We start from the raw sequence: 26,404 nt of genomic DNA, 5'->3' as shown, positions 1-26,404 counted from the left end.
CAAAAAAATCAAAGCTGGAATAAAACCACCAATTTATAATGTTTTCATTTCTTAAATAGTCCGATCAAAAGCTTTTAATCTATTAAAAATTAACAGTTAAAGAGATTGTGGAAAAAGCTGATTCTCTCTGATATGGACTCCTGACGCGTTACATTCTTTCTATCTTCACATATCTTTAATACTAAGTACGTTATAAATAGATTCCAGGAGGAGATATGAAGTGGAAGAAACGAGTATGGAGCCATCACGGCTCTGCAAAGAATTTGCTAGAATTCTCAATTCAACGCCCAGTGTCGTAAATGGCGTATGTACGGCGACAAGATTTCGAAGCAACATTCATCCGGTGGTACTCGGGAGGAGAGCCGAGGCATTTCCTTTTATTCCTCAGGCCTTTTCATTTGAAAGCATGGATCGGGAAGGCAGAGCTTTATGTTTAGGTGAGACTGTTTTACTGCAAGAAGAAGTGAACCCGTTAATGAGTGAGCTGCGCAAATTCGGTATCATCGTAACGGCCGTTCATAACCATTGGCTGTTTGATAAACCGCGTCTGATGTTTATGCATTTTGAATCAATTGATAAACCTCTCAATTTTGCAAGAAAAGTGAGAGAGGCTCTGAGAGTTCTAACTACTAAAACTGTGCGTGCGGTACCAAAAACTGACGGGGAAATGATTGAACGGCATGGTCTTTGTGACGAATTCAACGATATTCTAGGCGGAACCATGCATACGTTTGAAAATGGAATTTGTACAGTAATGAGATCACGAACAAATATAAAACCGGTTGTACTGGGACGGCCCGGAAGATCATTTTTGCTCATTCCGCAAATGTTTTCATTTGAATCAATGACAAAAGACGGCCGTGCTCTTTGCAGCGGAGAAACTGTAATTCTGCAAAAAGAAATCAATCCATTTATCAGCGTCCTTCGGAAACATGATCTGATTGTAACATCACTTCACAATCACTGGCTGTTTGACAAACCGAGACTGATGTATATTCATTTCGAAGCGATTGATAAACCTGTCAACTTCGCCTTAAAAGTGAGAGATGCTTTAAAAGTGCTTACTGATAAAGAGGTCAAAGCTTAGCATGTTTTGAAGTATCAAAAAGCGATTAATATAATCGCTTTTACATATGATCAACCGAAAAACAAAAAAGAGGTCAGACATTTTAATGTTAAAAAACAGCCTTATAGGCTGTCGTTTTGCGTATATTCTATTGATGAGTTTATACTACTTCACCCCGCATTCCATACAAGCTCTTTATTTCTCAATGGCTTTCTACATGTCGTTGTGCAAACACCTTCTTAGCCACTGAAAGAGCATTAAGTACACGCGGGAAGCCTGTATAAGGAACCAATTGGGTGATACTCTCTACAATCTCAGTCGGTGTTAATCCGGATGTAAGCCCTGTATTGATATGAAGTTCAAGCTGCGGCTCGGTTCCTTGCGTTACAAGGGATGAAATGGTAACAAGCGCACGTTGTTGATTGGTTAATCCCGGCCGTGAATATATATCTCCGTAAGCAAATTCTATAATGTACTTACTTACATCTGGAGCGATATCTTTCAAGTCTTCAGAAATCTTTAAATGCGTAGAGATTTTATCATCGCTTGTTAAAGTGTACTCCATTAATTTGTCTAAACCTTGCTGGTAACGGCTCTGATCCATTTGAATTTCCTCCTGAAAGGTACTTATTTTCTGACATAAGATAATATATCGCAGCCCTCTCTAACCGTAAAATACATAAAAACTATAAAAACCATTCATTTTTTTCATGAGTGATCTTGGTTCACGTAATTACTCTTACAAAAAGATGAAATATACCGGATAAATTCGCGTACTGCGTGTGAAACGTATTTACCTTTTTTTAAAATAATCGCCACTTTCCAAGGAATTGATGGATTGACAATGGAAATTGCCTTAACTAAACTTTGATCAGTCTTTTTCACTATAGACTGAGGGAAAATGGAGATACCTAGCTCTTCTCCAATCATTTCGCTGATAAAATCCCATTGAGAACTTTCATAAACAATATTTGGACGAAAACCGGCTCTAATACACTCTTGAATAATCCGATCGTGAAGAGAAAAGTCTTCACTAAACAGGATGAAAGGTTCATTTTTCAAGTCTTGCATTTCCACAATCTCTTTATGAACAAGCGGGTGAGCGGAATGAACGAAGAGCATCAGTTCTTCATTAAGCAATGGAATGATATCAAACTGCTCTTTGTCCACTGGTTCAATAACCACGCCAAGATCCAGTACTCCATCTTCAACCTCCTGTTTCACCTTGTTTCCCCCATGTTCTATCAGCTTGATGTTCACATCAGGATACAATTGTTTAAATCCTTTAATGATTTTAGGAAAAAACAAGACACCGATAAGCGGCGGTATTCCAATTTTCACTTTTCCTTTTTTTAAATGTAAAAGATCGTATAAGTTCGTCGACAAGTCATCTATTGACTTCATAATCATTTGGCCTTGTTCAAATACAATTTCGCCTGCATCTGTCAATGCGATCTGTCTAGCGGATCGATCAATGAGCTCAACCTTTAATTCCTCTTCCAAACTTTTAACCATCTTACTTAAGGCAGGCTGTGACAAATGCAGATTTTCTGATGCCTTAGTAAAACTGTTGGATTTAGCAACTTCAAGAAAGTAAGTGATTTGGCGTATATCCATCGTATGATCTCCATTCCATAAGTTTAACGAATACATTATATTCTTTTTATTCATTTTACTTATACAATTGCCGGGTGTAAACTTTTAGGAGACCAAAATGTTTCCTGGAGGGGTTACTATGAGTAAATTATTAGAAAGTAAAGTTGCTCTTGTTACAGGCGCGGCTAGCGGAATTGGGTTAGAAATTGCACGTGAATTCGCTATAGAAGGCGCAAAAGTGGTAATTTCCGATTTGAACGAAAAAGCCGTGCATCATGCAGCTGAGGAACTTAAGGGACAAGGATATGAAGTCCTCTCTGCGGTTTGTGATGTAACAAACGAAGAACAAGTTGAAAAAAGTTTCTCTAAGACACTTGAAACCTTTGGACGATTGGATATTCTGGTAAACAATGCGGGGATTCAGCATGTGTCGGATATAGAAAACTTCCCGACTGATAAATTTGAATTTATGCTGAAATTAATGCTTACTGCTCCTTTTAGTGCGACAAAAAGAGTATTCCCTTTGATGAAAAAACAAAAATTTGGCCGTATCATCAATATGGCTTCCATAAATGGTTTAATTGGTTTTGCAGGGAAAGCAGCTTATTGCAGCGCTAAACACGGTTTGATCGGTTTAACTAAAGTATCAGCATTAGAAGGAGCGGAATACGGAATTACTGTGAACGCCTTGTGTCCGGGATATATCGACACTCCATTGGTGCAAAACCAGTTAAAAGATATTGCAGAGACTAGAGGCATTTCTAAAGAAAAGGTGTTTGAAGAAGTCATTTACCCCTTGGTTCCTCAAAAACGTTTGTTAGCCGTGCAAGAAATCGCTGATTACGCAGTATTCCTCGCCAGTGACAAAGCTAAAGGAGTTACAGGGCAGGCAGTCGTAATGGACGGCGGTTATACAGCCCAATAATCTAAATTTCATCTGCAGGAGTCATAGCGCTTTGGATTAAATGATTTACTCTTCAAGAACCAAGCCGCTGTTCTTCTAGGAGAGACATAGCCATACAGATTGAAGTTTGAATAAAACAAGGAGGGCAAAGATTAACCTTTTTTTAACATTTTGCATCTTAACTTAAGAAAAGCCGCTTTGTTGGCGGCTTTTTTATCCTGAATCCTAAAATGTGAGAATGTTAAAAAGCAGCGGAATAGTTGTTGTCTTGCAGAATGCGAAGAAGTTGTTGGGGTTCTTTTACAAAGTATGTCGGTGAAGCTGCAGATAAGTGTGTAAGATTCCCCTCTCCCCATAATGTGCCCGCACTTTTCATCTCAGCAGCATGAGCTGCCTCAATATCTGTCATTTGATCTCCAATATATAAACAATCGCTTACATCTGCATTTAAGTGATTTATCGCTGTTAGTAATGGCTTAGGACTCGGTTTGTACTCATCACAATCTTCAGCCGTGAGAACGACTTTAAAAAACCCATCTAATTTATTATTGATTAACTCGCCATAAGCAAATTTTTTCAATTGTGAGGTCACAATCCCCAAACCATATCCTCTTTCACTTAAACTTTCCAGCAAAGAGATAACACCCGGATACGGTCTGATTTGATGGATTTTATTTTCGAAATACTGCAATATCGAGGAACGTATTTGCTCTGCCTCGTTTGGAAATCTTCTCAAAAAAACCGCAATAGGCTTACCGACAAGAGACTCTCTCTCTTCATTCGTTAATTTTCTCTTTAATACTGTTTCAATTCCATGATTATAAGCCTCTTTTGCCAACCATTCACTATTTACCAAGGTTCCATCTAAATCGAATAAAATTGTATGCATTTTTATTTTCTCTGACTTTCAAATTTATTAAGATAACTCTCTAAAGCATTTTTAGTAGTTAACGTTAAGGGAGCAGGTAAATTTTGAAGAGAAAACCAGCCAACATCAATTATTGCATTTAACTCGCAGTTTCTTACAGTCCCAGTTTGAATACTGCATTGATACGTCGGACATACCCAATGAGTCTCCTCATCATGTAAAATATGGTTTGTGACACAAAGTAAAGAATCAACCTGAATAGTGACCCCTACTTCCTCTTTAATTTCACGGATAACTGTATCTTCTGCCTTTTCCATCCACTCAACTTTACCGCCGGGTATACTCCAATGATTAGCTTCAGGGTCCTTCTTTCGTAAAACTAATAGTAATTCCTGTTCCTCATTCAGAATAAATGCTCCGACTCCCACTCTTGGGTGCTCTGTTTTTTCCACTGTTAGTCCTCCTTTTAGACAGTAGATGTCAGCTCCTTATCGCAAGGTTTTTTACCATTAAGAATATCTCTTGCAATAACGATTCCAGTAGTCGCTGCTTGAATAATTCCGCGTGCCCATCCAATGGCATCTCCGGCAACATAGAATCCAGGTACATTGGTACGAAGACCCTCTTCTGCTTGAACACGATCCCAGCATAGTTCCCATACCGGAGCGTGCAGTAAGGTATCACCATTAATTAGGTCTTCAGATAATAAAGACAAATGATTTAAAAATTCCTCCACTGCTTCTGTTACATATTGAGGAAGAACCCAATGCAGATTTGTTGGCGCTGCATCCGGCAGAGTAGATTTAATGCTATTCTGCTTCAATTTTTCTTCAATTGTTGGTATTCTGGCAACGAAATCTTCATAACGCTGGACAATCGTTCCCCCATGACCGGAGGCTTGATTAACTGCTTGTATGATACCCAGCTGCATAGCGATAGGATCAATATGATCAGGAAATTTTCTTCGAATCAATACACCAAAATTTGCGTTTGGAGATTTTTTGTCTCTATATGAAAAGCCGCTAATGGTCGCAATCTTCTCGTTTGGAAGATAAGTATCATAATAACAGTTTACCAAAAATCCTCCATTACACATACAAAAGGTTCTTGCTTCTACATCTTCACTTATTTTTTGTTTAATTTTAGCATCCAGGTGCGTTTCTGATAATGCGATAATACCTTCCCTCTTTGTCTCCACTCTTATACCCAGCTCAATTTCATTAAATCCGTAATTAACACCAAGCTTATTCATCACATTCCTTAAAAAGGTCCCTGAGTCCTTCCCGGTAGCCATAATTACCTTGTCTGAAGAGATATGAAATGTCCCTTTTCTCTTATTTTCTAAAGTTAAAGTAAATATATTATGGAATTTCTCAATATTAACCATCTTGTGGTTTGTTAAAAGATGTAGACCCATGGTCAGCAGCTGCTCTTCCAGTTGAATACAATATTCGATAATACCTTCTGTTCCAATATGATAGACATCATAGCCTTTCCAATTTAAATTTTGAGTTGCAGCATTTTTTTGCATTCCAGAGCTTTGGATTTTATCGGCCTTTGTCTCTTTGATGTTTTGTGCACTCATCCCTGACAGAAAAGATTCTAATACATAATTGTTGATTTCAATTACTTTCTCTTCACTGCCTAATAGCTCAACCAGGCCGCTTCCAGCAGGATAAGAAGATAATTTACCGTCTGAATACATTCCCGCTCCCCCGACTCCCTCTACTACATGACACGTAGGACATTTCGTGCAGTTACCTTTTTGAATGAGAGGACAATGTCTTTTTTTGATAGAAGGTCCGCTATCAATCAAAACAACTTTTTGATTTGAATTCTCCAGAATTTCTTTCGCCAAAAACAAACCAGCCGGTCCTGCACCTATAATAGCCACATCAAAATGTTCGTTGCACATGAAAATTCCTCCCGATTGTATGTTTAGAATTTACAAACCATATAATACCAAAAACGATTATTAAATTCTATATTTTTACATAAGAGGATTATATTCGACTTAAAATCGACATATTTTCTTCTTTTTGGAGAATAAAGATGCCTTATTTACAAGCACTTAAGTCAGGATTTAAACGAACTGAATTACTTTATATGTAAATTACTAAGTGATGCCGCTAAGTTTTATACCGCGTTCCGGCTGCTTTTAAATTTGAATCATTTTATTAAGATAGTAATCATTATATATTTATCTGCTTGCCAATTCCTTAATCATCAAACCCAATTCATAAATTCCCTTTTGAAGGTCTTCAAGAGATGCATAAGCATATGATAAGCGAATATAGTTCCCTTTTTCTTGAGCATAGATACTGCTGAGATTGAGAAGTATCCCTTTTGTCAAAGCTTTTGTATAAAGTAATTTCATAGATAGTGAAGGCAATATTTTTACCCAGACAAAGAATCCTCCCTTCGGCATATTCCATGTAGCGACATTTTTCAAATTGGTTTCTAAGAGACTCATGACCAATTGCCTTCTCACCTTTAATTGACTTCTCACCTGTTCTAGATGTTGCTGGTATTCACCGGATGTAAACCACTCTGCCGCTACTCTCTGGGATAACGAACTGGAGCCGTAATCTGTTTGCATTTTTATGTCGGATAAACGTTCAATCACTGGTTCCGGACCGACGATCCATCCAATCCTCAAACCCGGACTTAATGTTTTCGATAAACTGCCTATGTAAAGCACATGCCCATTTTTATCAATTGTTTTAATAGGATCTGGAGGAATCTCATCTATCCATAACTCACGATAAATGTCATCTTCAATAATGGGAAGCTGTGCATTCTCACTTGCCGCAAGGATTTCTTCTCGTCGCCGTTCTGACATTAAAATGCCTGTCGGGTTATGAAAACAGGGATTTGTATATAAGATAGCCCTCCCCCGCTCCCCCCTTGCCATGTGGATATGTTCAGGCAAAAGTCCATCATTATCCATAGGAACTCCAGTCAGCTTCATCCCGGCTGACTGAAATACATGCAGCGAATAAAGATAAGACGGCTGATCGAGAAATACGGTCGATCCCCTTTGCAAAAGCCCCATTGATATCAGCTGTAAGGCTTGCAGTGCGCCCGAAACAATAAGAATGGAAGAAGGAGAAGCTTGAATGCCGATTGTTCTTAAATAGCCGCTTAATGCCTCTCTCAAAGGCAAATATCCTTTTGGTTCCTCATATCCGAATGCCTCTATGTTTTGAGATACCTTTCCCATCATCTCTTTCATAGCAGCTAAAGGAAAAATCTCCTTTGAAAGTTCTCCTTTACTGAGCTGTATAAGATCGGAGTTTGATTCTGATTTATTGATCTCTTGAACGATTTTTTGGCTTGGCTGCTGGATTCCGGAGGTTACATACTGATCCCAATCAGGGGCGGAATTCTTAGCCAAAAGTGTCCATGTATTGTTCGTAACAACTGTCCCTTTGCCCATTCTGCCTTCGATTAATCCATCCGCCATCAGTTCCTCTAAAGCTGTAATGACTGTGCTCCTGTTCACCTCAAAGTGTTTGGCAAGCGTGCGCTGGCTTGGAATCTTACTTCCAATCGGCCATTCTCCATTTCCTATTTTCTCTTTTATAAATTGAATGATTTGTATGTACTTAGGAAGCTTTCTCATCTTTTTTTCTTCTGGAGCGCTCATAAAAAGTATCCTCCTTAAAGTGGTTGGGTCAAAATCTATTTAACTGGTTGAAGTCATATCATCAAATCTTTATTAATATAGAAACACATTAAATAACTGGTTGGTTTTTGTAAAGAGGAGTGAGAAAGATGCGAAAGAAAACAGTTCGAATCGGCATTTCTTACAGCCTGATGATTGGATTGTGGGCATCAGCTTTCCCGGGAATTCGCGCGGGTTTGGAGAGTTACACGCCGGAACACCTCGCTTTGTTTCGCTTGTTGATTGGGTCAATGGCACTGCTGGTTTTTGCTGTTTTGACTCATATGCGTTTACCTGACATGAAGGATATCCCTGCTATTTTATCTTTAGGATTTTTAGGTTTTGCACTATATCACATTTTGCTGAATATCGGAGAAAAAACAGTCAGCGCAGGGGTAGCAAGCTTACTCGTGACCATGACACCTATTTTTTCTGCAATGTTATCTCGTCTTTTTTTTGGTGAACATTTTGGGCTTTATAAATGGATTGGCTCTATCATAAGTTTATTGGGTGTGTCGATCATTTCATTTGGGGCAGGAAACTATACAAATTCAGTGAACGGCATTTTGTTAATCCTGCTGGCAGCTTTTTCGGAGAGTATTTATTTCGTTTTTCAAACCCGCTATATAAAAAAATATGGATTTATTCCATTCGTTACATTCACTATTTGGGGCGGGACAGTACCTATGCTTGTATTTCTGCCTGGCTTAGGGGAAGAGTTTTTGAACGCTTCAATGAACTCAACATTGTCTATCGTTTACTTAGGCTTATTACCAACGGTTGTGCCTTACTTTGCACTTGCATACGTCACTTCACTCGTCGGTGCTTCAGAAGCAGCCATTTCACTTTACCTAACTCCCGCTATAACCTTGGTCATTTCTTGGGTGTGGTTAGGTGAGGTACCTACGTTTATTGCACTGACAGGCGGGATGGTCACAGTCGCCGGGGTGTGTTTCACTTATCTAACAGTAAATAAAATGATAAAGATTTTAAATCCTTACTTCTTATCTAAAAAGCAATAAGATAGATGAAGTTTAACCCTGAAAATAGAGTCATAAGCAGTTCTCCTTTTTAATGACTTGGGTTTGGTTCACAAAGTTGAGTGTCTGAATTTTTTTAGAAGATTGTGGTATGTTAAACGTACAAATATGAATAGAAAGCAGGTGAGCCCATGCCAAACAATAGCAAACCCAACAGCTTAATCACAGAGAAGTCACCGTACTTACTTCAACACGCCTACAACCCCGTAAACTGGCACCCTTGGGGAGAAGAAGCCTTTGAAAAAGCGAAACGCGAAAACAAGCCAGTTCTTGTCAGCATCGGCTATTCGACGTGTCACTGGTGCCACGTAATGGCCCACGAATCTTTTGAGGACGAAGAGATCGCCGGTATGTTAAACGATAAATTCATAGCCATCAAGGTTGATCGTGAAGAGCGGCCTGATGTGGATTCCGTGTATATGAGAGTCTGCCAGCTGATGACGGGGCAGGGCGGGTGGCCGCTGAACGTGTTCGTCACACCAGATCAAAAGCCGTTTTATGCGGGGACGTATTTTCCGAAGACGAGCAAATTTAACCGTCCGGGCTTTATCGATGTGCTTGAACATCTGTCCGAAACGTTTGCGAATGACCGGCAGCATGTCGAGGATATCGCCGAAAACGCCGCCGCTCATCTTGAAGTCAAGGTTCACCCGGCTGAGGGCATGCTTGGCGAACAGGCGGTTCATGACACGTATCGCCAGCTGGCCGGCGGGTTTGATACGGTGTACGGCGGGTTCGGCCAGGCTCCGAAATTTCCGATGCCGCATATGCTCATGTTTCTGCTTCGCTACTACAGCTATACGGGCAAGGAACAGGCTTTGGCCGGCGTAACCAAGACACTTGACGGCATGGCGAACGGCGGAATTTTTGACCACATCGGGTTCGGATTCGCCCGCTACTCGACTGATAATGAATGGCTCGTGCCCCATTTTGAGAAAATGCTGTATGACAACGCCCTTCTCCTGACCGCCTATACGGAAGCCTATCAAGTCACGGATAATGAGCGCTATAAGCAGATTGCGATGCAGATCGTAACGTTTATTCAGCGGGAAATGATACACGAAGACGGCAGCTTTTTCTCAGCTTTAGACGCTGATACCGAAGGCCGGGAGGGGAAATATTACATATGGTCTAAAAAAGAAATCATGAACCTTCTCGGTGATGAACTCGGCCCGCTTTACTGCAAGGTGTATAACATTACAGATCAAGGCAATTTTGAAGGCGAAAACATCCCGCACCTCATTTTCACGCGGCGTGAGGCCATCCTCGAAGAGACCGGCCTCACCGGACATGAGCTGGCCGAACGCCTTGAAGAGGCAAGAACAAAATTGCTGGAGGCCCGTGAAAACAGAAGCTATCCGCATACAGATGACAAAGTGCTGACCTCATGGAACGCGCTCATGATTGCCGGGCTGGCAAAAGCCGCAAAGGTATTTCACGAGCCTGACTTTCTCAGCATGGCGGAAACAGCGATCCGCTTTCTCGAACGGCACCTCATGCCGGACGGGCGCGTCATGGTCCGCTATCGCGAGGGCGAAGTGAAAAATAAAGGGTTTATCGATGATTACGCTTTTCTCATCTGGGCTTACCTTGAACTGTATGAAGCGGGTTTTAATCCGTCTTATCTGCAGAAAGCGAAAACGTTATGTACAAGCATGCTGGAGCTGTTCTGGGATGAACGGCACGGAGGTTTCTTCTTTACGGGGAATGATGCTGAGACCCTTCTTGTCAGGGAAAAAGAGGTTTATGACGGGGCCGTGCCTTCCGGAAACAGCGCGGCTGCCATACAGCTGCTTCGGCTCGGCCGCCTGACGGGTGACATATCACTGATTGAAAAAGCCGAAGCGATGTTTTCCGTGTTCAAACGGGAAATAGAGGCCTATCCGAGCAGCAACGCTTTCTTCATGCAAAGCGTACTGGCACATACAATGCCCCAAAAAGAAATTGTTGTTTTCGGAAGGAAAGATGACCCGGACAGAAAACGTTTCATTGAGGCGCTTCAGGAGCATTTCACTCCCGCCTATACGATTCTCGCCGCAGAACATCCGGAAGAGCTTGCTGGCATTTCTGACTTTGCCGCGGGTTATCAAATGATCGATGGGAAGACAACGGTCTACATTTGCGAGAATTTCGCCTGCCGGAGGCCGACGACGGATATTGATGAAGCGATGAACACCTTACAAATCAGCAGCAGAGCCTAGGCGGCCTGCTGCTTTTCTTTTTTCACAAAACGGAACGCGAGCCATGCGAAGATGATATTGATCACCAGAGTCGATATGCAATCATATATTTCATAGCCGCCGGCTGCTGTTGTAAATATCGACGGAATGCCGCCGTACACCGAATGATCCTCTGTGAGAAAGATAAATAAAAACATATTATTGGCAGCGTGACCGCCAAGGGACATCTCCATACTGCCCGTTTTAATCGTGATAAAGGTCCAGATCATGCCGATGGTGACATATCCGATTCCCGCCCAGAGAGCTCCATTTTCCATCTCCGGATTTCCGAAATGAAGTGCGCCGAATAATCCGCCGATAATGACCGTCAGAACTACCGCGTTTGCTGTCAATTTTCCGGCGAACTGAAGCAGAAAACCGCGAAAGAGAAATTCCTCCGCAGAGGTTTGAATCGGCACCAACAAGACGGCCGCCGCTAACAGCAGCAGAAAACGTGAAGCATGGAATTCCTGAAGCATGAAACGATCCGGATGAATTGTAAAATCAATCAGCCCCGCGACAAACATCAGCACAACATATGTGCCGAATCCAAAGAAAATCCTCTTCCAGTTCAGCGACTGATTCGGTGTGATGATGGATAAAAACCGCCTTTTCATAATGAAACGAACCGCTATCCAAATGCCCGGAATCGCAATGAAATAGACGATATGCTGTAAATAAATATCCGCCAGCGGGTCACTTAATGCCCCCTCATCCCAATTTATCGTCAGTGAAGGATTGAAAGCGGACGTGAGAAACATATAAAACACGGTCAGTATGCTTCCGAAAAAGAACAAACCCACAATGACCAACAGAGAAAGAAGATATCTCCATACGCTATTTCTTCCCTCTGCTGGGCGTACAAACGTATTCATATTTATGCATCAACTTCCTTTCCTTCAACATTTTACAATATAAACAAAAACAGATATAGGAAATGTTATATATTTTAAGAAGAAAGCGCTATGCCGTTTCCTTTGGCTCTGGTTATTTACACTCTGTTTTTGCCAAAAAAAGACCTTTATAATGTATTCGTCAGATAAATTTACAGTATTTTCTGATCACAATTGCAAAGTCAGGGGGTTTTTTATGAAACATCAGACATTCTCAAATGTAGCGAACCGATTAGACCGTCTCCCCATTTCACGTGTGCACTATCAAGTATTAACCGCTCTCGGAATCATCTATTTTTTTGATCTCGCTGATCTGTTTACGCTCAGCAACGTGGCTCCGGCGCTGATTGAGCATTGGGGCGTGAAGCTGTCCACCATTGCCGACATCACGGCCGCATCCTTCCTGGGCATGTTTTTAGGCGCCTCCATCGGCGGAAGGCTGTCCGATCGGATCGGCAGGAAAAAAGCGCTGAATTGTTTTGTCCTTGTCTTTTCGATCTCATCTTTTCTGAATGCGCTGGCATGGGACATTCCGTCCTTAATGATTTTCCGATTCTTGACCGGGCTCGGCGTCGCAGCCGCCATGATTGTGACCAACAGCTATTTGGCGGAATTTTTTCCATCCTCCGTACGGGGAAAATACATCTCCCTTTGCGCCATGATCGGACTGATCGGCGTTCCCGTCACAAACGTTGTTTCCGCTTTTGTCATCCCTTTAGGCTCATGGGGGTGGCGGCTCGTATTCGTATGGGGGGCGGCCGGTCTCATTTATTTCTTTTTTATCCGCCGGCTTGAGGAATCGCCGCGCTGGCACGAAAATCGGGGCGCATATGATCAGGCAAACGCCATTATGAACCGTCTTGAAGCACGTGCAGAGAAAGAAAAAGGCCCGCTTCCCGCGCCAAAAGAGGCGGCAGAAGTACATACAGTGAAGCGCGCAGGCTACTTAGGGCTGTTTCAGGGCAGGAATTTAAAGATCACCATCATCCTGTCAGCGGTATGGATTCTTGAAACCTTTGGCTTTTACGGCTTTGCTTCATGGGTGCCCAGCCTGCTGAAAAGCAACGGCATCACCATGGAAAAAACGCTGTGGTATAATGTGCTTCACTCTGTCGGCGCACCGCTTGGCGCATTGCTCGGTTCCATGATATCCGAGACGTTCCAAAGGAAATGGATTCTGGCCGCAAGTGCTTTTCTGACTGCCATTGCCGGACTGTTATACGGCATGACGTTTATTCCCGTCATGATTATTGTGTTTGGATTTGTCGTTAACGTCACGGAACGGATCTTCACCTCAAATCTATACGCATATACATCGGAGCCGTATCCTACGGAATATCGCTCGGCCGGGAGCGGGCTGGCGTACGGGCTCGGCCGTTTTTCCAATATATTCGGCTCCCTGCTCGTCGGATTTATTGCCGTTAAGCTCGGCTACATCAGCGTCTTTTTGTTCATTGGCGGCTGCTGGCTTTTATGTTCCGTTTTGTTAATCCTCTTCGGCCCGAAAACAAATGCACAGCAAATTTAATCAATAAAACAGTGCGGGTTCCCCCGCACTGTTACACTGTGATTTCTATCAAATTGCCTTCCCCATCCTCTATCACGCTCTCATAATATCCGTCACCCGTCACGCGCGGGCCGCTTACAACCTGAAATCCGTCGTTTTTAAACGTCTCCGTCAATTCATTCACCCGCTCCTTGCTGCCTGTAGAAAATGCGAGATGCGCCCATCCGGTCATATTCTGTGACGGAACTTCATCAATGCCGCCTTTTTTCATAAGTTCCAGCCTGCATCCGGAGTCAAATGTCAGAAAATACGATTTGAAATCTTTTTTCTCATTATGATAAAGGTCATTGGCCTTGGCGCCGAAGTATTTCTCATAAAATTCTTTCATTCGTTCTAAATCTTTCACCCATATCGCTGCATGTTCAATTCGCATATGTCCGCCTCCCTTTTTTTCTCAATCTATTTATAAAGCATGAAACCCATTTCAGCTCAAGACTTTTTCCGCTGAAATTGATGCATAATTTGTTTTTTAGCCGTTTCTTCGTGAAAAAACAATAAAAATGCTTCCTTTCCGACCCGTTCCAAATGAAGTTCCAGAGATGGAATATTCAATGCCCGGCTGACGCTCAGATTTCCCTCGCCGATGATCTCCGCGTCCCATTTCTGTTCTTTCGCAAACTGGTACAAGCCGGCAGCCACATCATCACTGTGGGCATAGATGGCCGTCGGCGCCTTGTCGAAACCCCAGAAGTGCTCACCCGCCCGCTTTCCGTCATCCATATCATGGCACCCGACAAGAATGCGGGTTTCATCAAGAGAGCCGAAAACGGCCTTATATGCAGTTACCTTGTCGGCCGTACTCGGGCTTTTTTCCGCTTCCCGTACACATGTAAAAGCAACGTCTTGATGTCCGCGGTTTTTCAAATACAAAAAGCTTTCTCTGTATGCTTCCTGCCTGTCATTATAAGCGCAGGGAATCTCTTGATGCTGTGTATATTCACAAGCGACAATGGGGCCGTATTCCAGGTAAGGCACGGTGGTTTCCCATTCATTCGCGCGGGACGTGACAATCAGTCCGTCAATCTTTTTCATTTTCAGCAGTTCGAAATAGGTCATCTCTATAGCGGGGTCATAGTTGGTGGGGAGAAGGGTTGTCACGTAATCATGGGCAAACGCTTCCTTCGTGATACCGTTTACAATTTTGTCAAAGCAGGGATGGTCGCTGTACGGCAAAATCACACCGATTGTATTGGTCTTTCCGCGAATCAGATCAATGGCGGTTCGATTAGGGGTATAATCCAGCTCCTTCATCACTTGATTCACAAGACGCCTTTTCTCCTCAGATACGTACGGGTGTCGGTTTAATACGCGTGATACGGTGGCCACCGACACATTCGCCAGTTTCGCAATCTCTTTTATATTTGCCATGTGCTCCTCCATTTTCGGTGATAAAAAAGCAGCAAGAGTGGATTTCTCTTACTGCTATCTCATCATAAATCCACTGTCATTTCAACCGGGCAATGGTCAGAACCCATGATATCGGCACAAATGGCCGCTTCGCTGATCCGCGGCTTCAGTCTGTCTGAAACAATGACGTAATCAAGCCGCCAGCCGATGTTTTTCTCACGTGCGTTCGTCCTGTAAGACCACCAGGAATAGGCGCCTTCCCGATCAGGATATAAATAGCGGAATGAGTCGGTAAATCCCGCGTTCAGCAGGGCGCTGAACGCTTCCCGCTCCTGCTCCGAGAAACCGGCGTTCTTCCGGTTGGCTTTCGGGTTTTTTAAGTCTATCTCCCTGTGTGCGACATTCAGATCGCCGCATAAGATCACGGGTTTCTTCCGGTCAAGCTTCTGCAGATAATCCTTAAAATCGGCTTCCCATTGAAGACGGTAATCAATTCGCTCTAATCCGCGTTTGGCATTCGGCGTGTAACAGTTGACGACAAACACGTTCTCAAATTCAAGCGTGATCACCCGTCCTTCTTGATCATGATCGTCAATCCCCAGTCCATAGAACACGTGCAGCGGCTTTTCTTTCGAAAAAACAGCCGTGCCTGAGTAGCCTTTTTTCACCGCATAGTTCCAATAGGCGTGATATCCTTCAGGCTGTAATGATACTTGTCCGTCCTGTACTTTTGTTTCTTGCAGACATAGAATATCGGCTTCCGTTTCCTGAACGTAAGTATTGATATCTATCTTTTTCATCACGGCACGCAAGCCGTTTACATTCCAAGAAATCAGTTTCATGTGATCCCTCCTGTCCGGCTCAGCCGGTATTCCAGTGTTTCAATGTTTCCGCCCTCTAACGCCAGCAGCTGCTTTTTCATTTCTAAACCGCCTCTGAATCCGGTCAGTTTCCCGTTTTTTCCGATGACGCGATGGCACGGAACCGTAATCAATACCGGATTTTTTCCAATCGCTGCGCCCACGGCTCTTATAGCTGCCGGTTTCTGAATCATTTCTGCTATATCCGAATAGGAGTATGTCTCGCCGTACGGTATGTCCATAAGCGCTTTCCATACAGCAAGCTGAAATTCTGTTCCGTAAAGATCTACCGGCACTGAAAAAGCTGATCTGCCATTTTCAATGTACTCGGACAGCTCTGCCGTGTAAGGCGCCAGCTTTTCATCATCACGTGCCAATCGGTATTGCGGCAGTGATTTTTTTGCCCACTGCTCAAGCTCTTCAAAGCTTCCATGATTTGAACCTATAAAGCAAAGCCCCTTAGATGTGGCGGCTGTATACAGGCTCCAATCATTCCGTGTGAAGAGTGTCCAATAGATCATAGGCTCTTTACTCATATTAAACCTCCCTGTCCCATTTTGGCGGTTTTTCGGTATTCTGTGGGCGAACTCCCGGTTCTCTTTTTAAAAAGAGTCGCGAAATGCGCTGTGTTTGGAGTTCCGACAGTCAGAGCGATCTCCATGACTGTCATATCAGTATGCTTTAAAAGGTGTTCCGCCTTCGACAATCTTATTTTCTGTATATACTCAATCGGGGATATTCCCCTGATTTTTTTAAATGTCCGCTGTAAATGATAGGGGCTGCCGTGACACATTTCGGCCAGTACACTCAGAGTCAGGGATTCGTGATAATGGCGTTCAATGTATTCAATGATTTGAGCAATCCATTCTTCATCAGGAAGACGAAGACCGTTCGGCCGGCACCTTTTACAGGGACGAAAATGTTTATCGAGCGCTGCATCAGCCGTATCAAACACCAGTACGTTTTCTTTATTCGGAACTCTCGATTTACAAGAAGGCCGGCAGAAAATTCCCGTCGTTTTTACTGCATAATAAAATGCCCCGTCATAAGAAGCATCATTGTGTATGATTGCGCTCCACTTTTCATCAGTCAGGATATTTCTGTCTGTCTCCATCTCAGCCACCCCCTGTTTTTCAGTATAAACAAATTCATTGCATAAGTACGCGTTTTTGAATAGAGGAGCAAGATAACAAAGGTGTAAGAAGCACTTCCATGTTTCATGTGAAACATTTCGGCAGGATGGAGGGAGACTGATATAAAAAAAGAGCAGGAGCCCGCAGGCTCTTGCTCTTTTCTTTCGGCTTACTCGCCAGTTACGTATGGAAGTAAAGCCATTTGACGTGCGCGTTTGATCGCGATAGTCAATTTACGTTGGTATTTCGCATGTGTTCCAGTTACACGGCGAGGTAAGATTTTACCACGCTCAGAAACAAACTTTCTAAGAAGATCTACATCTTTGTAATCGATGTGCGTAATGCCGTTAGAAGTGAAGTAACAAACCTTACGGCGTTTCGCACGACCGCCTCTGCGTCCTCCTGCCATTGTCATTTCCCACCTTTCTCGTTATGAATATAGCGATAATCTATTAGAACGGAAGATCATCATCCGAGATGTCAATCGGCTTGCCGTCGTTGGCAAATGGATCATCATTAAAGCTGTTCCCTTGATTTCGTCTCTGGTTGTTCTGATTTCCGCCGAACGGATTATCATTTTGGCCTCCGCCAAAGTATTGGCCTCCGCCGCTGTTTCCTTCGTTGTATCCGCCTGATCCAGAACCGCCGCTGTTTTTAGGCTCAAGAAATTGAACACTTTCAGCTTGGACTTCTGTCACGAAGACACGCTGTCCCTGCTGGTTTTCATAATTTCTTGTCTGGAGTCGGCCGTCTACGCCGGCAAGGCTTCCTTTTTTAAGAAAGTTTGCAACGTTTTCGGCTTGTCTTCTCCAAGTGACACAATTAATGAAATCGGCTTCACGTTCTCCGGACTGGTTCGTGAATGTACGATTCACAGCAAGAGTAAACGTGGCGACAGCCGCACCGCTTGGCGTATAACGAAGCTCTGGGTCTTTTGTCAGTCTTCCGACTAATACAACTCGGTTAAGCATATGAAAGACCACCTTTTAACATTATATATTTCAAATTGCTTATTCTTCTTCTTTAACAACGATGTGGCGAATGATATCGTCACTGATCTTAGCTAAACGGTCGAATTCAGCAACCGCTGCAGCTTCAGACTGAACGTTTAAGATTTGGTAGAAACCGTCACGGAAATCGTTGATTTCGTAAGCAAGACGACGTTTACCCCAATCTTTTGTTCCAGTGATCTCCGCTCCGTTAGAAGTTAATACGTTGTTGAAACGCTCGATAACTGCCTTCTTTGACTCTTCGTCAATGTTCGGACGGATAATGTACATAACTTCGTACTTTTTCATCTGTTTGCACCTCCTTTTGGTCTAAGCGGCCCTATAATGGGCAAGGAGCAATAATTCTATTACTCACAAGTTTATATTATACCAAAGCTCTTGTCCCTTTACAACTGTGTCCTATACATTAAATCGGAAATGAATGACATCTCCGTCTTGGACTACATATTCCTTACCTTCCAGACGCACTTTTCCGGCTTCTTTCGCTCCGGACATTCCGCCGCCTGCCAAAAGGTCTTCATAAGCAACCGTTTCAGCGCGGATAAAGCCGCGTTCAAAGTCAGTGTGGATGATACCCGCACACTCAGGAGCTTTCATGCCTTTTCTGAATGTCCATGCGCGCACTTCCTGTTCGCCCGCTGTAAAGTATGTCGCAAGGCCGAGAAGAGAGTATGACGCTTTAATCAGCTGATCAAGACCTGATTCTTCGATGCCGAGCTCCTCAAGGAACATTTGTTTTTCTTCGCCTTCCAATTCAGCAATTTCAGACTCAATTTTCGCGCAGACGACGATAACTTCGGCGTTTTCACCCGCGGCGTACTCCCGGATTTTCGCAACATATTCATTATCTGAAGGATCAGCCACTTCATCCTCGCTTACATTTGCCACATAAAGCACGGGTTTTGACGTAAGCAAATGAAGCTGCTTCACAAGCTTTTGCTGTTCTTCCGTAAATTCAACGGAACGGGCAGGCTTTTCTTGTTCGAAAGCTTCTTTTAATTTAGACAGAATGTCAAATTCAAAAACCGCTTCTTTGTCTTTTTGCTTAGCAAGCTTGCTTACACGCGTGATGCGTTTTTCGACTGTCTCCATGTCGGCAAGAATCAATTCAAGATTGATCGTTTCAATATCGTCAATCGGATCGACTTTCCCTGACACGTGCGTAATATTGTCATCAGCGAACGCGCGTACAACGTGACAGATCGCATCAACCTGACGGATATGAGAAAGAAACTTATTTCCGAGTCCTTCACCTTTAGATGCGCCTTTTACGATCCCCGCGATATCAGTGAATTCAAACGCAGTCGGCACCGTTTTTTTCGGATTCACCAATTCAGTCAGCTTTTGCAGACGTTCATCCGGCACTTCCACGATCCCCACGTTCGGATCAATTGTACAGAACGGGTAGTTGGCTGATTCGGCACCAGCCTGGGTAATTGCATTAAATAACGTCGATTTTCCGACATTCGGCAAACCGACAATTCCAGCAGTTAAAGCCATTCTTTCATCTCCTCTATATCAAACCATCATCGTATAAACGTATTGTAAACCTAGAGCAATTATAAGGAGGTTCATAGGAAAAGACAAGCTGAGAAAAAAGCATTTCCCGCCCTCTCTCTCCTTAGATTATCCTTTTTTAACCGCTACCAGACAGTCAAAAAGCGTACTTCCCATTCCATTATCGGAATTTGAATCCTTTGTGAGCATGTTGACGGAGCCTCCGAATGCCGCCCACATGCCTTCATCTATATTCACCGTCTTCGGGTGAGCCTGCTTCATGATTTTTACCCTGCCGCGCAGACGGCCGCGGTCATTGTATACCTCTGCCGTATCTCCGTCTTGAAGTGAAAGCTCCTCGGCGATATCCGGCGACAGATCCACCTGAATCTGCTGAAGCTTTTCAATAAACGGCACGTGCTGTGAATGATTGGAGCGCTGCGGGTGAATGGACAGCAGCGTATACGGATATTTCCCGGCCAGTCCGGCGTCATGATAAACAGACTCCTCCGGCACTTCCAATTGAGGGTGGCCGCTGTATCCTTTCTCTTCTGCCAGTGACGAGACGAATTCAAATTTTCCGCTCGGGGTTAAAAATTGAAAATCACTCCACGGAACCTGTTTGACCGGAAGCGGCATATGTCCTTTTTCCTTTAATTGCTCAAGGGTGATTCCTTCTTTCTCCAAAGAAGAGAGCCCCATTTTCAAGAAATCTTCCGTACTGTAATCAAAGAGTTCCCCGAATCCGAGACGCTTTGCGAGCTCCGTCCAGATCCAGCGGTCTGATTTTGCCTCTCCCTGCGGTTCCGCAAGCTTCTTGCCATATTGAACATAGTGATGATACATGCTGGAATAATAAATATCTTCCTCTTCGAAAACAACGGCCGTCGGCAGCACATAGTCACAGAGCTTCGCCGTATCGGTCATGACCGAATCAATGGCCACTGTGACCGGTGTTTTTTCAAACGCTTCCTTCACTTTTTTTGTATTCGGCACCTGTGTCAGCGGATTGCCGCACGTCACGATGATCATCTCAATCGGCGGATCGGCTGCATTCAGCGCCTCTTCGGCTTGAGTCATCATCGAAAACGTTCTCGAACTTTTCTTCAGATCAGGACGGGTGAGCTCGGCCTTTGCAAAGCTTTCACCGACTTGCACATTTCCGAAGTTTGCGCCGCCGCCTTTGATACCGACATTTCCGCTCGCCGCAGCTAAAGCGTCAATCCACCGTATCGTCCCGCCCCCGTTTTTATATCTCTGCATCCCAAGACCCATAAAAGTGGAGGCGGGACCGTCAGCATATAAATCAGCAAGATATTCAATCACTTCTAAAGACGTTTCTGTTTTCTCAATGATCTCCTCAAAAGAAATCGTCTGCAGAAGCTTTTCTATTTCTTCAAAACCGACCGAATGCCTTTGAATGAAATCAGAATCGGTTCTGCCGATTTGGCATAATATTTTTAAAACACCCGCCGCAAGCCAGCCATCCATACCAGGTTTGACGGATATATACCGATCGGCAAGCTTTGCAGTCGGGTTAAAAATAGGGTCAATGACCGTCAGTGTCGCTCCTTTTTTCTTCACCTGCTGCAGATGATGATAGAGGTGCATATTCGTCCGGGACACGTTTCTGCCCCATACGATCACATGCTTGCTGTGATAAATATCAAGCGGTCCATGCCCGTAAGAACGCCCGAAATCCCAGCGCTGCGCTTCAATGCCGGAACCCCAGCAAATGCTGCCTGCAATCTCCGTCACACCGCCGTATCCATTGAAAAAACGCTGGTCGAGCGCCTTCAAAAGACCGTTATTGGCGTAATCATGACTGTGCAGCACTGCGGCAGTGCCCAACGTCTCCTTAATCACCGCCATTTTTTCAGCGATTTCATCTAACGCCTGCTCCCAGGAAACGCGGACAAATTCGCCGTCTTTCTTTTTTAAAGGAAAACGAAGCCGTTCCGGCGCATTCGTTTTCGTCTCCAGCATTCTGCCACGGCCGCAAATTTTCCCTTCTGTAATGGGATGATTCGGGTCTCCGTCTACTTTCGTCACCTTTCCATCCTCAACTGTCACCAAAAAGCCGCAGCTGTCCCAGCAATTCAGCGGGCACGCTGACTGATGCACTTTGCTCATCGGGCCTCTTCCTCTCCTCTATATGAAAAAGCATGAGCGCCAGCCTTTATGATGTAGGCTCCTCATGCTTGACGAGTACTTTTTTCAGCTTTCTCTCAAAATCTCTTCTCGGAATCATGACACTGTGGGAACAACCCGTGCATTTGATCCGAATATCCATTCCCATCCGAATGATTTTCCACCTGTTTTCACCGCAAGGATGCGGTTTCTTCATTTCAACAATATCATTCAGGCCAAAGTCTTTATCCGCCAAGACCCTTCACCTCTCTCCATAGACTGCTTTATTTATTGTACAAAAAAAGACAGGATAAGAGCAACGGCCGCACTCAAAATGAGCATTATACTTTTTTCCATCTCCCTAAAATAGGGTAAAGAAGAAGACATACCAGCAAATAAAGACTTAAAAGCCCGTAAATGGGATATAAAATGGCGATCAAATCTGAAAAACCGATTGTCGTAAAAGGCACCATCACAGCTAAAAGAAGAGATACGAGCGTCCATCTCGGCAATTTCACAAATGCAAGCATGCGGCTGGACAGCCCGAACAGACCGGTCACGGTTGTCGTATAGATGGCTAAAAAAAGCACGGCGGCCATACAAAGAAATAACGGATAAGGAGCGCCTTCAAGAACGGCGAAAAGAGGAATCTCATATTGTGTAAGACTGCCTGAAAGCTGTACAAGCGTTTCATTGTAAACAAATGAAATCATACCGAAAATCAGTCCGCTTGCAACGCTTGCGATTTTCGCTTCTCCCAGTCCCTTCATATCTTTCCCGATTGAAGAAAGAACAGCGACAACAGAAAGGATGTTTAAGGACGTGAAGGTAATGCTTGCCGGCCAATTATACTGGCGGGTCAAATCTATCGTCCAGGTGTAATGATGGGTTGTCTGAAAAAAGACCAATGCATATAACAGCCCCGCTACAAGAATCGGTATCAAAATACTATTCAGAGATAATATTCCTTTTATATCCCAAAAGAATAAACCGACGGTCACAATGCAAAGAAGAAAAATACCGATCCAAAACGGCAGCTTGTACATTTGCAGCGTCACACCGCCGCCGGCAATCATAACCATCGTCATTGAAAACAAATAAAACATAATAAGCACATCATAGACTTTAGCAAGAGCCGGCCCCATCAGATGCTCAAGCACAGGTAAAAAGTGCGTTGATTGAACCCGATAGCTGATCTTCAACACAATATAAGCCGAAATCGTAAACATGACTGTAAACAATACAATAGCCAGTCCGCTTTCGACACCGAAAAACTGCCATATTTCCTGCCCGCTTGCATATCCAGCCCCAATCTGGCTGCTTAATATGAGCAGCATCCACTTCATCCCGGCTCTCCACACCCTCATCACCTCATAAAATTTCTGATCATCTCCGCATATTGCTACTATATTGAGTGACAGCGGCAAACATTCATACAAATGGGACAAATATGGTATGATAACGACGATTAACTATTCAGAAAATTTTATTTATATAAGGAGCTCAAATCATGTACATCAGGCGTTTAACCGCAAGTGATACCCAGCCTTACTCAGATATCAGGCTCAAAGCTTTAAAAGATCACCCCGACGCATTCGCCGTCAGCTATGAGGAGGAGAAAGAATGGCCGTCCGAAAAATTCAAAGCCAGGCTTGAAGCCGGCAATGCTATCGTGCTTGGCGCCTTTGAACAAGACAGACTGATAGGAATCCTCAAGATCTCCAAGCATCCGCTGTTTAAACTAAGACACATTGCGGTTATCGGTTCTATGTATATTTCTCCCAAACACCGAGGGTCAGGCGCGGGAAAAGCTTTATTGACAGAAGCCATCAGCCAGGCAAAAAAGATGAAAGACACAGAACAGCTCCATCTCTCTGTTACTTCAACAAATGAACCCGCAAAAAAACTCTACGCTCAGTTAGGATTTATCCTCTTCTCTACAGAAAAAAGAGCGCTGAAATTAGATCATCAGCAATATGTCGACGTAGATCAAATGGTCTTATTTCTTTCATGAACTTAGAGAATAACTGCTCTGAGTTCTTTTTTCTATCCCGCTCTTTTCAAACAACCGGCATGGCATCATGACATAAGCATAAAAAAAGGCAGCGCTGGATATACTGTAAACAACCATACAACACCAAAAACAACAATGTATTACTCGTATGACATGACAAGGAAGTGAACCTTATGAATCGAAAAGGCGGGCTTTTTTCTCAAGAACGGGCAAAACAATATGTTTCTCATACGGATTCTTCTGCTGCGAATCAAATACAAGCGATCCTTACTTCATCTTTACGTAAAGCAGCCGGCAGACCGTTAGTCACCGTGTGTATCGGTACAGATCGGTCGACCGGAGATTCATTAGGTCCGCTCGTAGGAACAAAGTTAGAAAAAATGAATTTAGGCAGATTGCACGTTTACGGCACGCTGTCAGATCCTGTTCACGCCGTCAATATGAAAGACAAGCTGAAAGATATTCAACATCTACATAAAAATCCGTTTATTATAGCGGTTGATGCTTGTTTAGGCCGCGTCAAAAGCGTAGGGTCATTTCAAATCGGCGATGGGCCGCTGAAGCCCGGAGCAGGTGTTCAAAAAGACCTTCCTGAAATCGGTGACGTCCATATCAACGGAATCGTCAATGTCAGCGGGTTTATGGAGTATTTTGTCCTGCAGAATACGAGGCTTCATCTTGTTATGAGCATGGCAAATGTTTTAGCAGAGGGGTTACAGCTGACAGATAAATCAGAAGGCCGGCAGGAACGGCTCAGTCCGTTTCATAAGCTGACAAGACGTATATAAAAAACCATCTTTTTATAAAAAGATGGTTTTTACGCTTCTCTTTCAGACAATAGTTCCAGGATACGTTCAAGATCTTCATTGGAGAAAAACTCAATCTCAATCTTCCCTTTTTTCTTTTGTCTCTTAATATTTACTGTTGTTCCGAAGTAATTTTGCAAATACGATTCCCGCTCTTTTAACACAACATCTTGAACAGGTTCTTTTTTCTTTGTTTCACGTGGAACATTGCTGTTTAACTGCTGAATCAGCTGCTCAAGCTGACGGACGTTCAGCTGTTCTTCAACCACTTTCTTCACAAGCGGTTCAAGCTTGTTTTTATTTTTCAAACCAAGCAAGGTTCTGCCGTGTCCCATGGATAACGTACCTTCTGCAATGAGGTTCTGGATGCTTTCCGGCAGCGTCAGCAGTCTTAAATGGTTGGCAATATGAGGCCTGCTTTTCCCGAGCCGTTTAGCGAGCTGTTCCTGGGTTAAATCCAAATGCTTCAGCAGTGAGTCATATGCCAGAGCTTCTTCAAGCGGTGATAAGTCTTCACGCTGAAGGTTTTCCAAAAGAGCGATTTCCCGCATCAGCGATTCAGATAAATCCCGCACGATAGCCGGCACTGTCTCTTTACCGGCAAGTTTTGCGGCGCGGAAACGGCGTTCGCCGGCTACAATATCATAGCCCTTCAATGATTTTCTCACGATAATGGGCTGAAGAATGCCATGCTGAATGATGGATTCCTTCAGTTCAGCTAATGACTCATCATCAAATTGTTTTCTTGGCTGATAAGGATTGGGACGTAAATCACTGATTTTAATCTCTTCCACTGTCTCTTCAGACAAATCAACCTGATTAAACAACGCGTTAATCCCTTTTCCGAGCCCGCCTTTAGCCATTCGCTGCCACTTCCTTTGCTAAATCTAAATATACTTCCGCACCTCTCGAACGCGGATCGTATAATATGATCGGCTTGCCGTGACTCGGCGCCTCACTTAAACGGACATTGCGAGGGATAATGGTTTGATACACTTTATCTCTAAAGTATTTCTTTACCTCTTCTATCACTTGAATGCCGAGATTCGTTCTGGCATCAAGCATCGTCAGAAGCACTCCTTCTATCATTAAGTCGGTATTTAAATGTTTTTGCACAAGCCGAACTGTATTTAATAATTGACTCAATCCTTCAAGAGCGTAGTATTCGCACTGAACCGGGATAACGACTGAATCTGAAGCGGTAAGCGCATTAATCGTTAATAACCCGAGAGACGGAGGACAATCAATAATCATGTAATCGTAATTTTGTTTCACAGATTCTAATGCTCTTTTCAGCCTGACCTCCCGTGAGATCGTCGGAACCAATTCGATTTCCGCTCCCGCAAGCTGGATCGTGGCCGGAATGACATCTAAGTTCTCTACTGAAGTCGGTTTAATAATATCTGTAACATCTGCATCATCTACTAAAATGTCGTACACACAATGATCCACATCGGCTTTTTCAATCCCTAATCCGCTCGTTGCATTGCCCTGCGGATCAATATCAACAAGAAGAACCCTTTTACCTATGTAAGCCAAGCAAGCCCCCAGATTAACAGAAGTCGTTGTCTTCCCGACTCCGCCTTTTTGGTTCGTAATTGCTATGATTTTTCCCACGATGTCACCTACCTTCACATGAACATGTACTGTCTTGTTTCTATCTTATCAAAAAAAGAGTAAAGCGTTTTATTTTTTTCATAATTTGTTTATCAGCAAGTGAAAAAAATGTAAACGAAAAAGACACTTTCTAATATAAGTTCTCCGATAAAGTGACTTTTTTGACTGTG

At 43.5% G+C, this 26,404-nt stretch carries 28 protein-coding genes; 7 read left to right on the top strand and 21 right to left on the bottom strand.

Annotation, left to right across the window (positions count from 1 at the left end; translation table 11 throughout):
- Nucleotides 1-220: 220 nt before the first annotated feature.
- Entirely contained in the window at nucleotides 221-1,087 is an 867-nt protein-coding gene (locus tag SB724_RS12930; protein WP_012118923.1) for a DUF1259 domain-containing protein, read from the top strand.
- 181 nt (nucleotides 1,088-1,268) lie between these two features.
- Here SB724_RS12930 and SB724_RS12925 read toward each other — a convergent pair whose 3' ends face one another.
- Together SB724_RS12925 and SB724_RS12920 are read right to left on the bottom strand one after the other, a co-directional pair.
- Nucleotides 1,269-1,670: a carboxymuconolactone decarboxylase family protein gene (locus SB724_RS12925; protein ID WP_007615035.1), complete on the bottom strand. Its 402-nt coding sequence runs from the start codon at nucleotides 1,668-1,670 to the stop codon at nucleotides 1,269-1,271.
- A 104-nt stretch (nucleotides 1,671-1,774) separates the two neighbouring features.
- The gene (locus tag SB724_RS12920) at nucleotides 1,775-2,683 is read right to left on the bottom strand and encodes a LysR family transcriptional regulator (protein ID WP_410571419.1); all 909 of its coding nucleotides are present in this window, start codon (nucleotides 2,681-2,683) and stop codon (nucleotides 1,775-1,777) included.
- Nucleotides 2,684-2,801: 118 nt separating this feature from the next.
- Here SB724_RS12920 and SB724_RS12915 point away from each other — a divergent pair, with 118 nt between their 5' ends.
- Nucleotides 2,802-3,587, top strand: coding sequence for a 3-hydroxybutyrate dehydrogenase (locus SB724_RS12915; protein WP_410571417.1), 786 nt, complete (start codon nucleotides 2,802-2,804; stop codon nucleotides 3,585-3,587).
- Nucleotides 3,588-3,807: 220 nt separating this feature from the next.
- On the opposite strand, the gene SB724_RS12910 is transcribed toward SB724_RS12915, so the two are convergent.
- The 4 genes from SB724_RS12910 to pdxR form a co-directional block, all read right to left on the bottom strand.
- Nucleotides 3,808-4,455: an HAD family hydrolase gene (locus tag SB724_RS12910; protein ID WP_265972513.1), complete on the bottom strand. Its 648-nt coding sequence runs from the start codon at nucleotides 4,453-4,455 to the stop codon at nucleotides 3,808-3,810.
- Nucleotides 4,456-4,457: 2 nt separating this feature from the next.
- Nucleotides 4,458-4,886 carry an NUDIX domain-containing protein gene (locus SB724_RS12905; RefSeq protein WP_265972512.1) on the bottom strand — a complete coding sequence of 143 codons (429 nt, stop codon included), beginning with the start codon at nucleotides 4,884-4,886 and terminating at the stop codon, nucleotides 4,458-4,460.
- Between the two features lie 14 nt (nucleotides 4,887-4,900).
- The gene (locus tag SB724_RS12900) at nucleotides 4,901-6,349 is read right to left on the bottom strand and encodes an NAD(P)/FAD-dependent oxidoreductase (RefSeq protein ID WP_410571414.1); all 1,449 of its coding nucleotides are present in this window, start codon (nucleotides 6,347-6,349) and stop codon (nucleotides 4,901-4,903) included.
- Between the two features lie 285 nt (nucleotides 6,350-6,634).
- Nucleotides 6,635-8,083 carry a MocR-like pyridoxine biosynthesis transcription factor PdxR gene (gene pdxR, locus SB724_RS12895; RefSeq protein ID WP_410571412.1) on the bottom strand — a complete coding sequence of 483 codons (1,449 nt, stop codon included), beginning with the start codon at nucleotides 8,081-8,083 and terminating at the stop codon, nucleotides 6,635-6,637.
- 128 nt (nucleotides 8,084-8,211) lie between these two features.
- On the opposite strand from pdxR, the gene SB724_RS12890 reads away from it, so the two are divergent.
- Nucleotides 8,212-9,123: a DMT family transporter gene (locus tag SB724_RS12890; RefSeq protein ID WP_410571410.1), complete on the top strand. Its 912-nt coding sequence runs from the start codon at nucleotides 8,212-8,214 to the stop codon at nucleotides 9,121-9,123.
- A gap of 149 nt (nucleotides 9,124-9,272) precedes the next feature.
- The gene (locus SB724_RS12885) at nucleotides 9,273-11,342 is read left to right on the top strand and encodes a thioredoxin domain-containing protein (protein ID WP_410571408.1); all 2,070 of its coding nucleotides are present in this window, start codon (nucleotides 9,273-9,275) and stop codon (nucleotides 11,340-11,342) included.
- Here the strand turns inward: SB724_RS12885 and SB724_RS12880 are convergent.
- Nucleotides 11,339-12,235, bottom strand: coding sequence for a CPBP family intramembrane glutamic endopeptidase (locus tag SB724_RS12880; RefSeq protein WP_410571406.1), 897 nt, complete (start codon nucleotides 12,233-12,235; stop codon nucleotides 11,339-11,341). The two genes, SB724_RS12885 and SB724_RS12880, sit on opposite strands and share 4 nt — an antisense overlap.
- A 214-nt stretch (nucleotides 12,236-12,449) precedes the next feature.
- Here SB724_RS12880 and SB724_RS12875 point away from each other — a divergent pair, with 214 nt between their 5' ends.
- Nucleotides 12,450-13,781 carry an MFS transporter gene (locus SB724_RS12875; protein WP_032868218.1) on the top strand — a complete coding sequence of 444 codons (1,332 nt, stop codon included), beginning with the start codon at nucleotides 12,450-12,452 and terminating at the stop codon, nucleotides 13,779-13,781.
- 31 nt (nucleotides 13,782-13,812) lie between these two features.
- Here SB724_RS12875 and SB724_RS12870 read toward each other — a convergent pair whose 3' ends face one another.
- The 12 genes from SB724_RS12870 to SB724_RS12815 all read right to left on the bottom strand — a co-directional run bounded on the left by SB724_RS12870 (nucleotide 13,813) and on the right by SB724_RS12815 (nucleotide 23,164).
- Nucleotides 13,813-14,193: a VOC family protein gene (locus SB724_RS12870; protein WP_032875338.1), complete on the bottom strand. Its 381-nt coding sequence runs from the start codon at nucleotides 14,191-14,193 to the stop codon at nucleotides 13,813-13,815.
- 56 nt (nucleotides 14,194-14,249) lie between these two features.
- Nucleotides 14,250-15,188, bottom strand: coding sequence for a LacI family DNA-binding transcriptional regulator (locus SB724_RS12865; RefSeq protein WP_410571403.1), 939 nt, complete (start codon nucleotides 15,186-15,188; stop codon nucleotides 14,250-14,252).
- 62 nt (nucleotides 15,189-15,250) lie between these two features.
- A complete protein-coding gene (xth, locus tag SB724_RS12860; protein WP_038464547.1) occupies nucleotides 15,251-16,009 on the bottom strand; it encodes an exodeoxyribonuclease III in 759 nt (252 codons plus the stop codon).
- On the bottom strand, nucleotides 16,006-16,563 hold the full coding sequence (locus SB724_RS12855; RefSeq protein WP_088461949.1) for a methylated-DNA--[protein]-cysteine S-methyltransferase: 558 nt from the start codon (nucleotides 16,561-16,563) through the stop codon (nucleotides 16,006-16,008). The genes xth and SB724_RS12855 overlap by 4 nt, the downstream gene beginning before the upstream one ends.
- Nucleotides 16,560-17,141 (bottom strand): bifunctional transcriptional activator/DNA repair enzyme AdaA, encoded by a 582-nt coding sequence (locus SB724_RS12850; protein ID WP_410571401.1) that lies wholly within the window; start codon nucleotides 17,139-17,141, stop codon nucleotides 16,560-16,562. Before SB724_RS12850 ends, SB724_RS12855 begins: the two co-directional genes overlap by 4 nt.
- A 188-nt stretch (nucleotides 17,142-17,329) precedes the next feature.
- On the bottom strand, nucleotides 17,330-17,569 hold the full coding sequence (rpsR, locus tag SB724_RS12845; protein WP_029325793.1) for a 30S ribosomal protein S18: 240 nt from the start codon (nucleotides 17,567-17,569) through the stop codon (nucleotides 17,330-17,332).
- Between the two features lie 43 nt (nucleotides 17,570-17,612).
- Nucleotides 17,613-18,131 (bottom strand): single-stranded DNA-binding protein SsbA, encoded by a 519-nt coding sequence (gene ssbA / locus SB724_RS12840; protein WP_004392979.1) that lies wholly within the window; start codon nucleotides 18,129-18,131, stop codon nucleotides 17,613-17,615.
- A gap of 39 nt (nucleotides 18,132-18,170) precedes the next feature.
- The gene (rpsF, locus tag SB724_RS12835; RefSeq protein WP_004392977.1) at nucleotides 18,171-18,458 is read right to left on the bottom strand and encodes a 30S ribosomal protein S6; all 288 of its coding nucleotides are present in this window, start codon (nucleotides 18,456-18,458) and stop codon (nucleotides 18,171-18,173) included.
- 111 nt (nucleotides 18,459-18,569) lie between these two features.
- Complete coding sequence (gene ychF / locus SB724_RS12830; RefSeq protein WP_004392975.1) at nucleotides 18,570-19,670, bottom strand: redox-regulated ATPase YchF; 1,101 nt, start codon at nucleotides 19,668-19,670, stop codon at nucleotides 18,570-18,572.
- A gap of 126 nt (nucleotides 19,671-19,796) precedes the next feature.
- On the bottom strand, nucleotides 19,797-21,800 hold the full coding sequence (locus SB724_RS12825) for a molybdopterin-dependent oxidoreductase (RefSeq protein ID WP_410571398.1): 2,004 nt from the start codon (nucleotides 21,798-21,800) through the stop codon (nucleotides 19,797-19,799).
- 46 nt (nucleotides 21,801-21,846) lie between these two features.
- On the bottom strand, nucleotides 21,847-22,053 hold the full coding sequence (locus SB724_RS12820) for a DUF951 domain-containing protein (protein WP_004392973.1): 207 nt from the start codon (nucleotides 22,051-22,053) through the stop codon (nucleotides 21,847-21,849).
- 85 nt (nucleotides 22,054-22,138) lie between these two features.
- Nucleotides 22,139-23,164, bottom strand: a complete 1,026-nt coding sequence (locus SB724_RS12815; RefSeq protein WP_088005468.1) for a YkvI family membrane protein — start codon at nucleotides 23,162-23,164, stop codon at nucleotides 22,139-22,141.
- Nucleotides 23,165-23,307: 143 nt separating this feature from the next.
- On the opposite strand from SB724_RS12815, the gene SB724_RS12810 reads away from it, so the two are divergent.
- A complete protein-coding gene (locus SB724_RS12810) occupies nucleotides 23,308-23,811 on the top strand; it encodes a GNAT family N-acetyltransferase (RefSeq protein WP_410571396.1) in 504 nt (167 codons plus the stop codon).
- A gap of 173 nt (nucleotides 23,812-23,984) precedes the next feature.
- Nucleotides 23,985-24,599 (top strand): spore protease YyaC, encoded by a 615-nt coding sequence (yyaC, locus tag SB724_RS12805; protein ID WP_004392969.1) that lies wholly within the window; start codon nucleotides 23,985-23,987, stop codon nucleotides 24,597-24,599.
- Nucleotides 24,600-24,628: 29 nt separating this feature from the next.
- Here yyaC and SB724_RS12800 read toward each other — a convergent pair whose 3' ends face one another.
- Both SB724_RS12800 and soj read right to left on the bottom strand, forming a co-directional pair.
- On the bottom strand, nucleotides 24,629-25,480 hold the full coding sequence (locus SB724_RS12800) for a ParB/RepB/Spo0J family partition protein (protein ID WP_265972459.1): 852 nt from the start codon (nucleotides 25,478-25,480) through the stop codon (nucleotides 24,629-24,631).
- Nucleotides 25,473-26,234, bottom strand: a complete 762-nt coding sequence (gene soj / locus SB724_RS12795) for a sporulation initiation inhibitor protein Soj (protein WP_007409899.1) — start codon at nucleotides 26,232-26,234, stop codon at nucleotides 25,473-25,475. Before soj ends, SB724_RS12800 begins: the two co-directional genes overlap by 8 nt.
- Nucleotides 26,235-26,404: the final 170 nt, after the last annotated feature.

Source organism: Bacillus sp. SIMBA_031 (assembly GCF_046535225.1).
GTDB lineage: Bacteria > Bacillota > Bacilli > Bacillales > Bacillaceae > Bacillus > Bacillus velezensis.
This window is presented reverse-complemented; position numbering and strand designations above follow the sequence as displayed.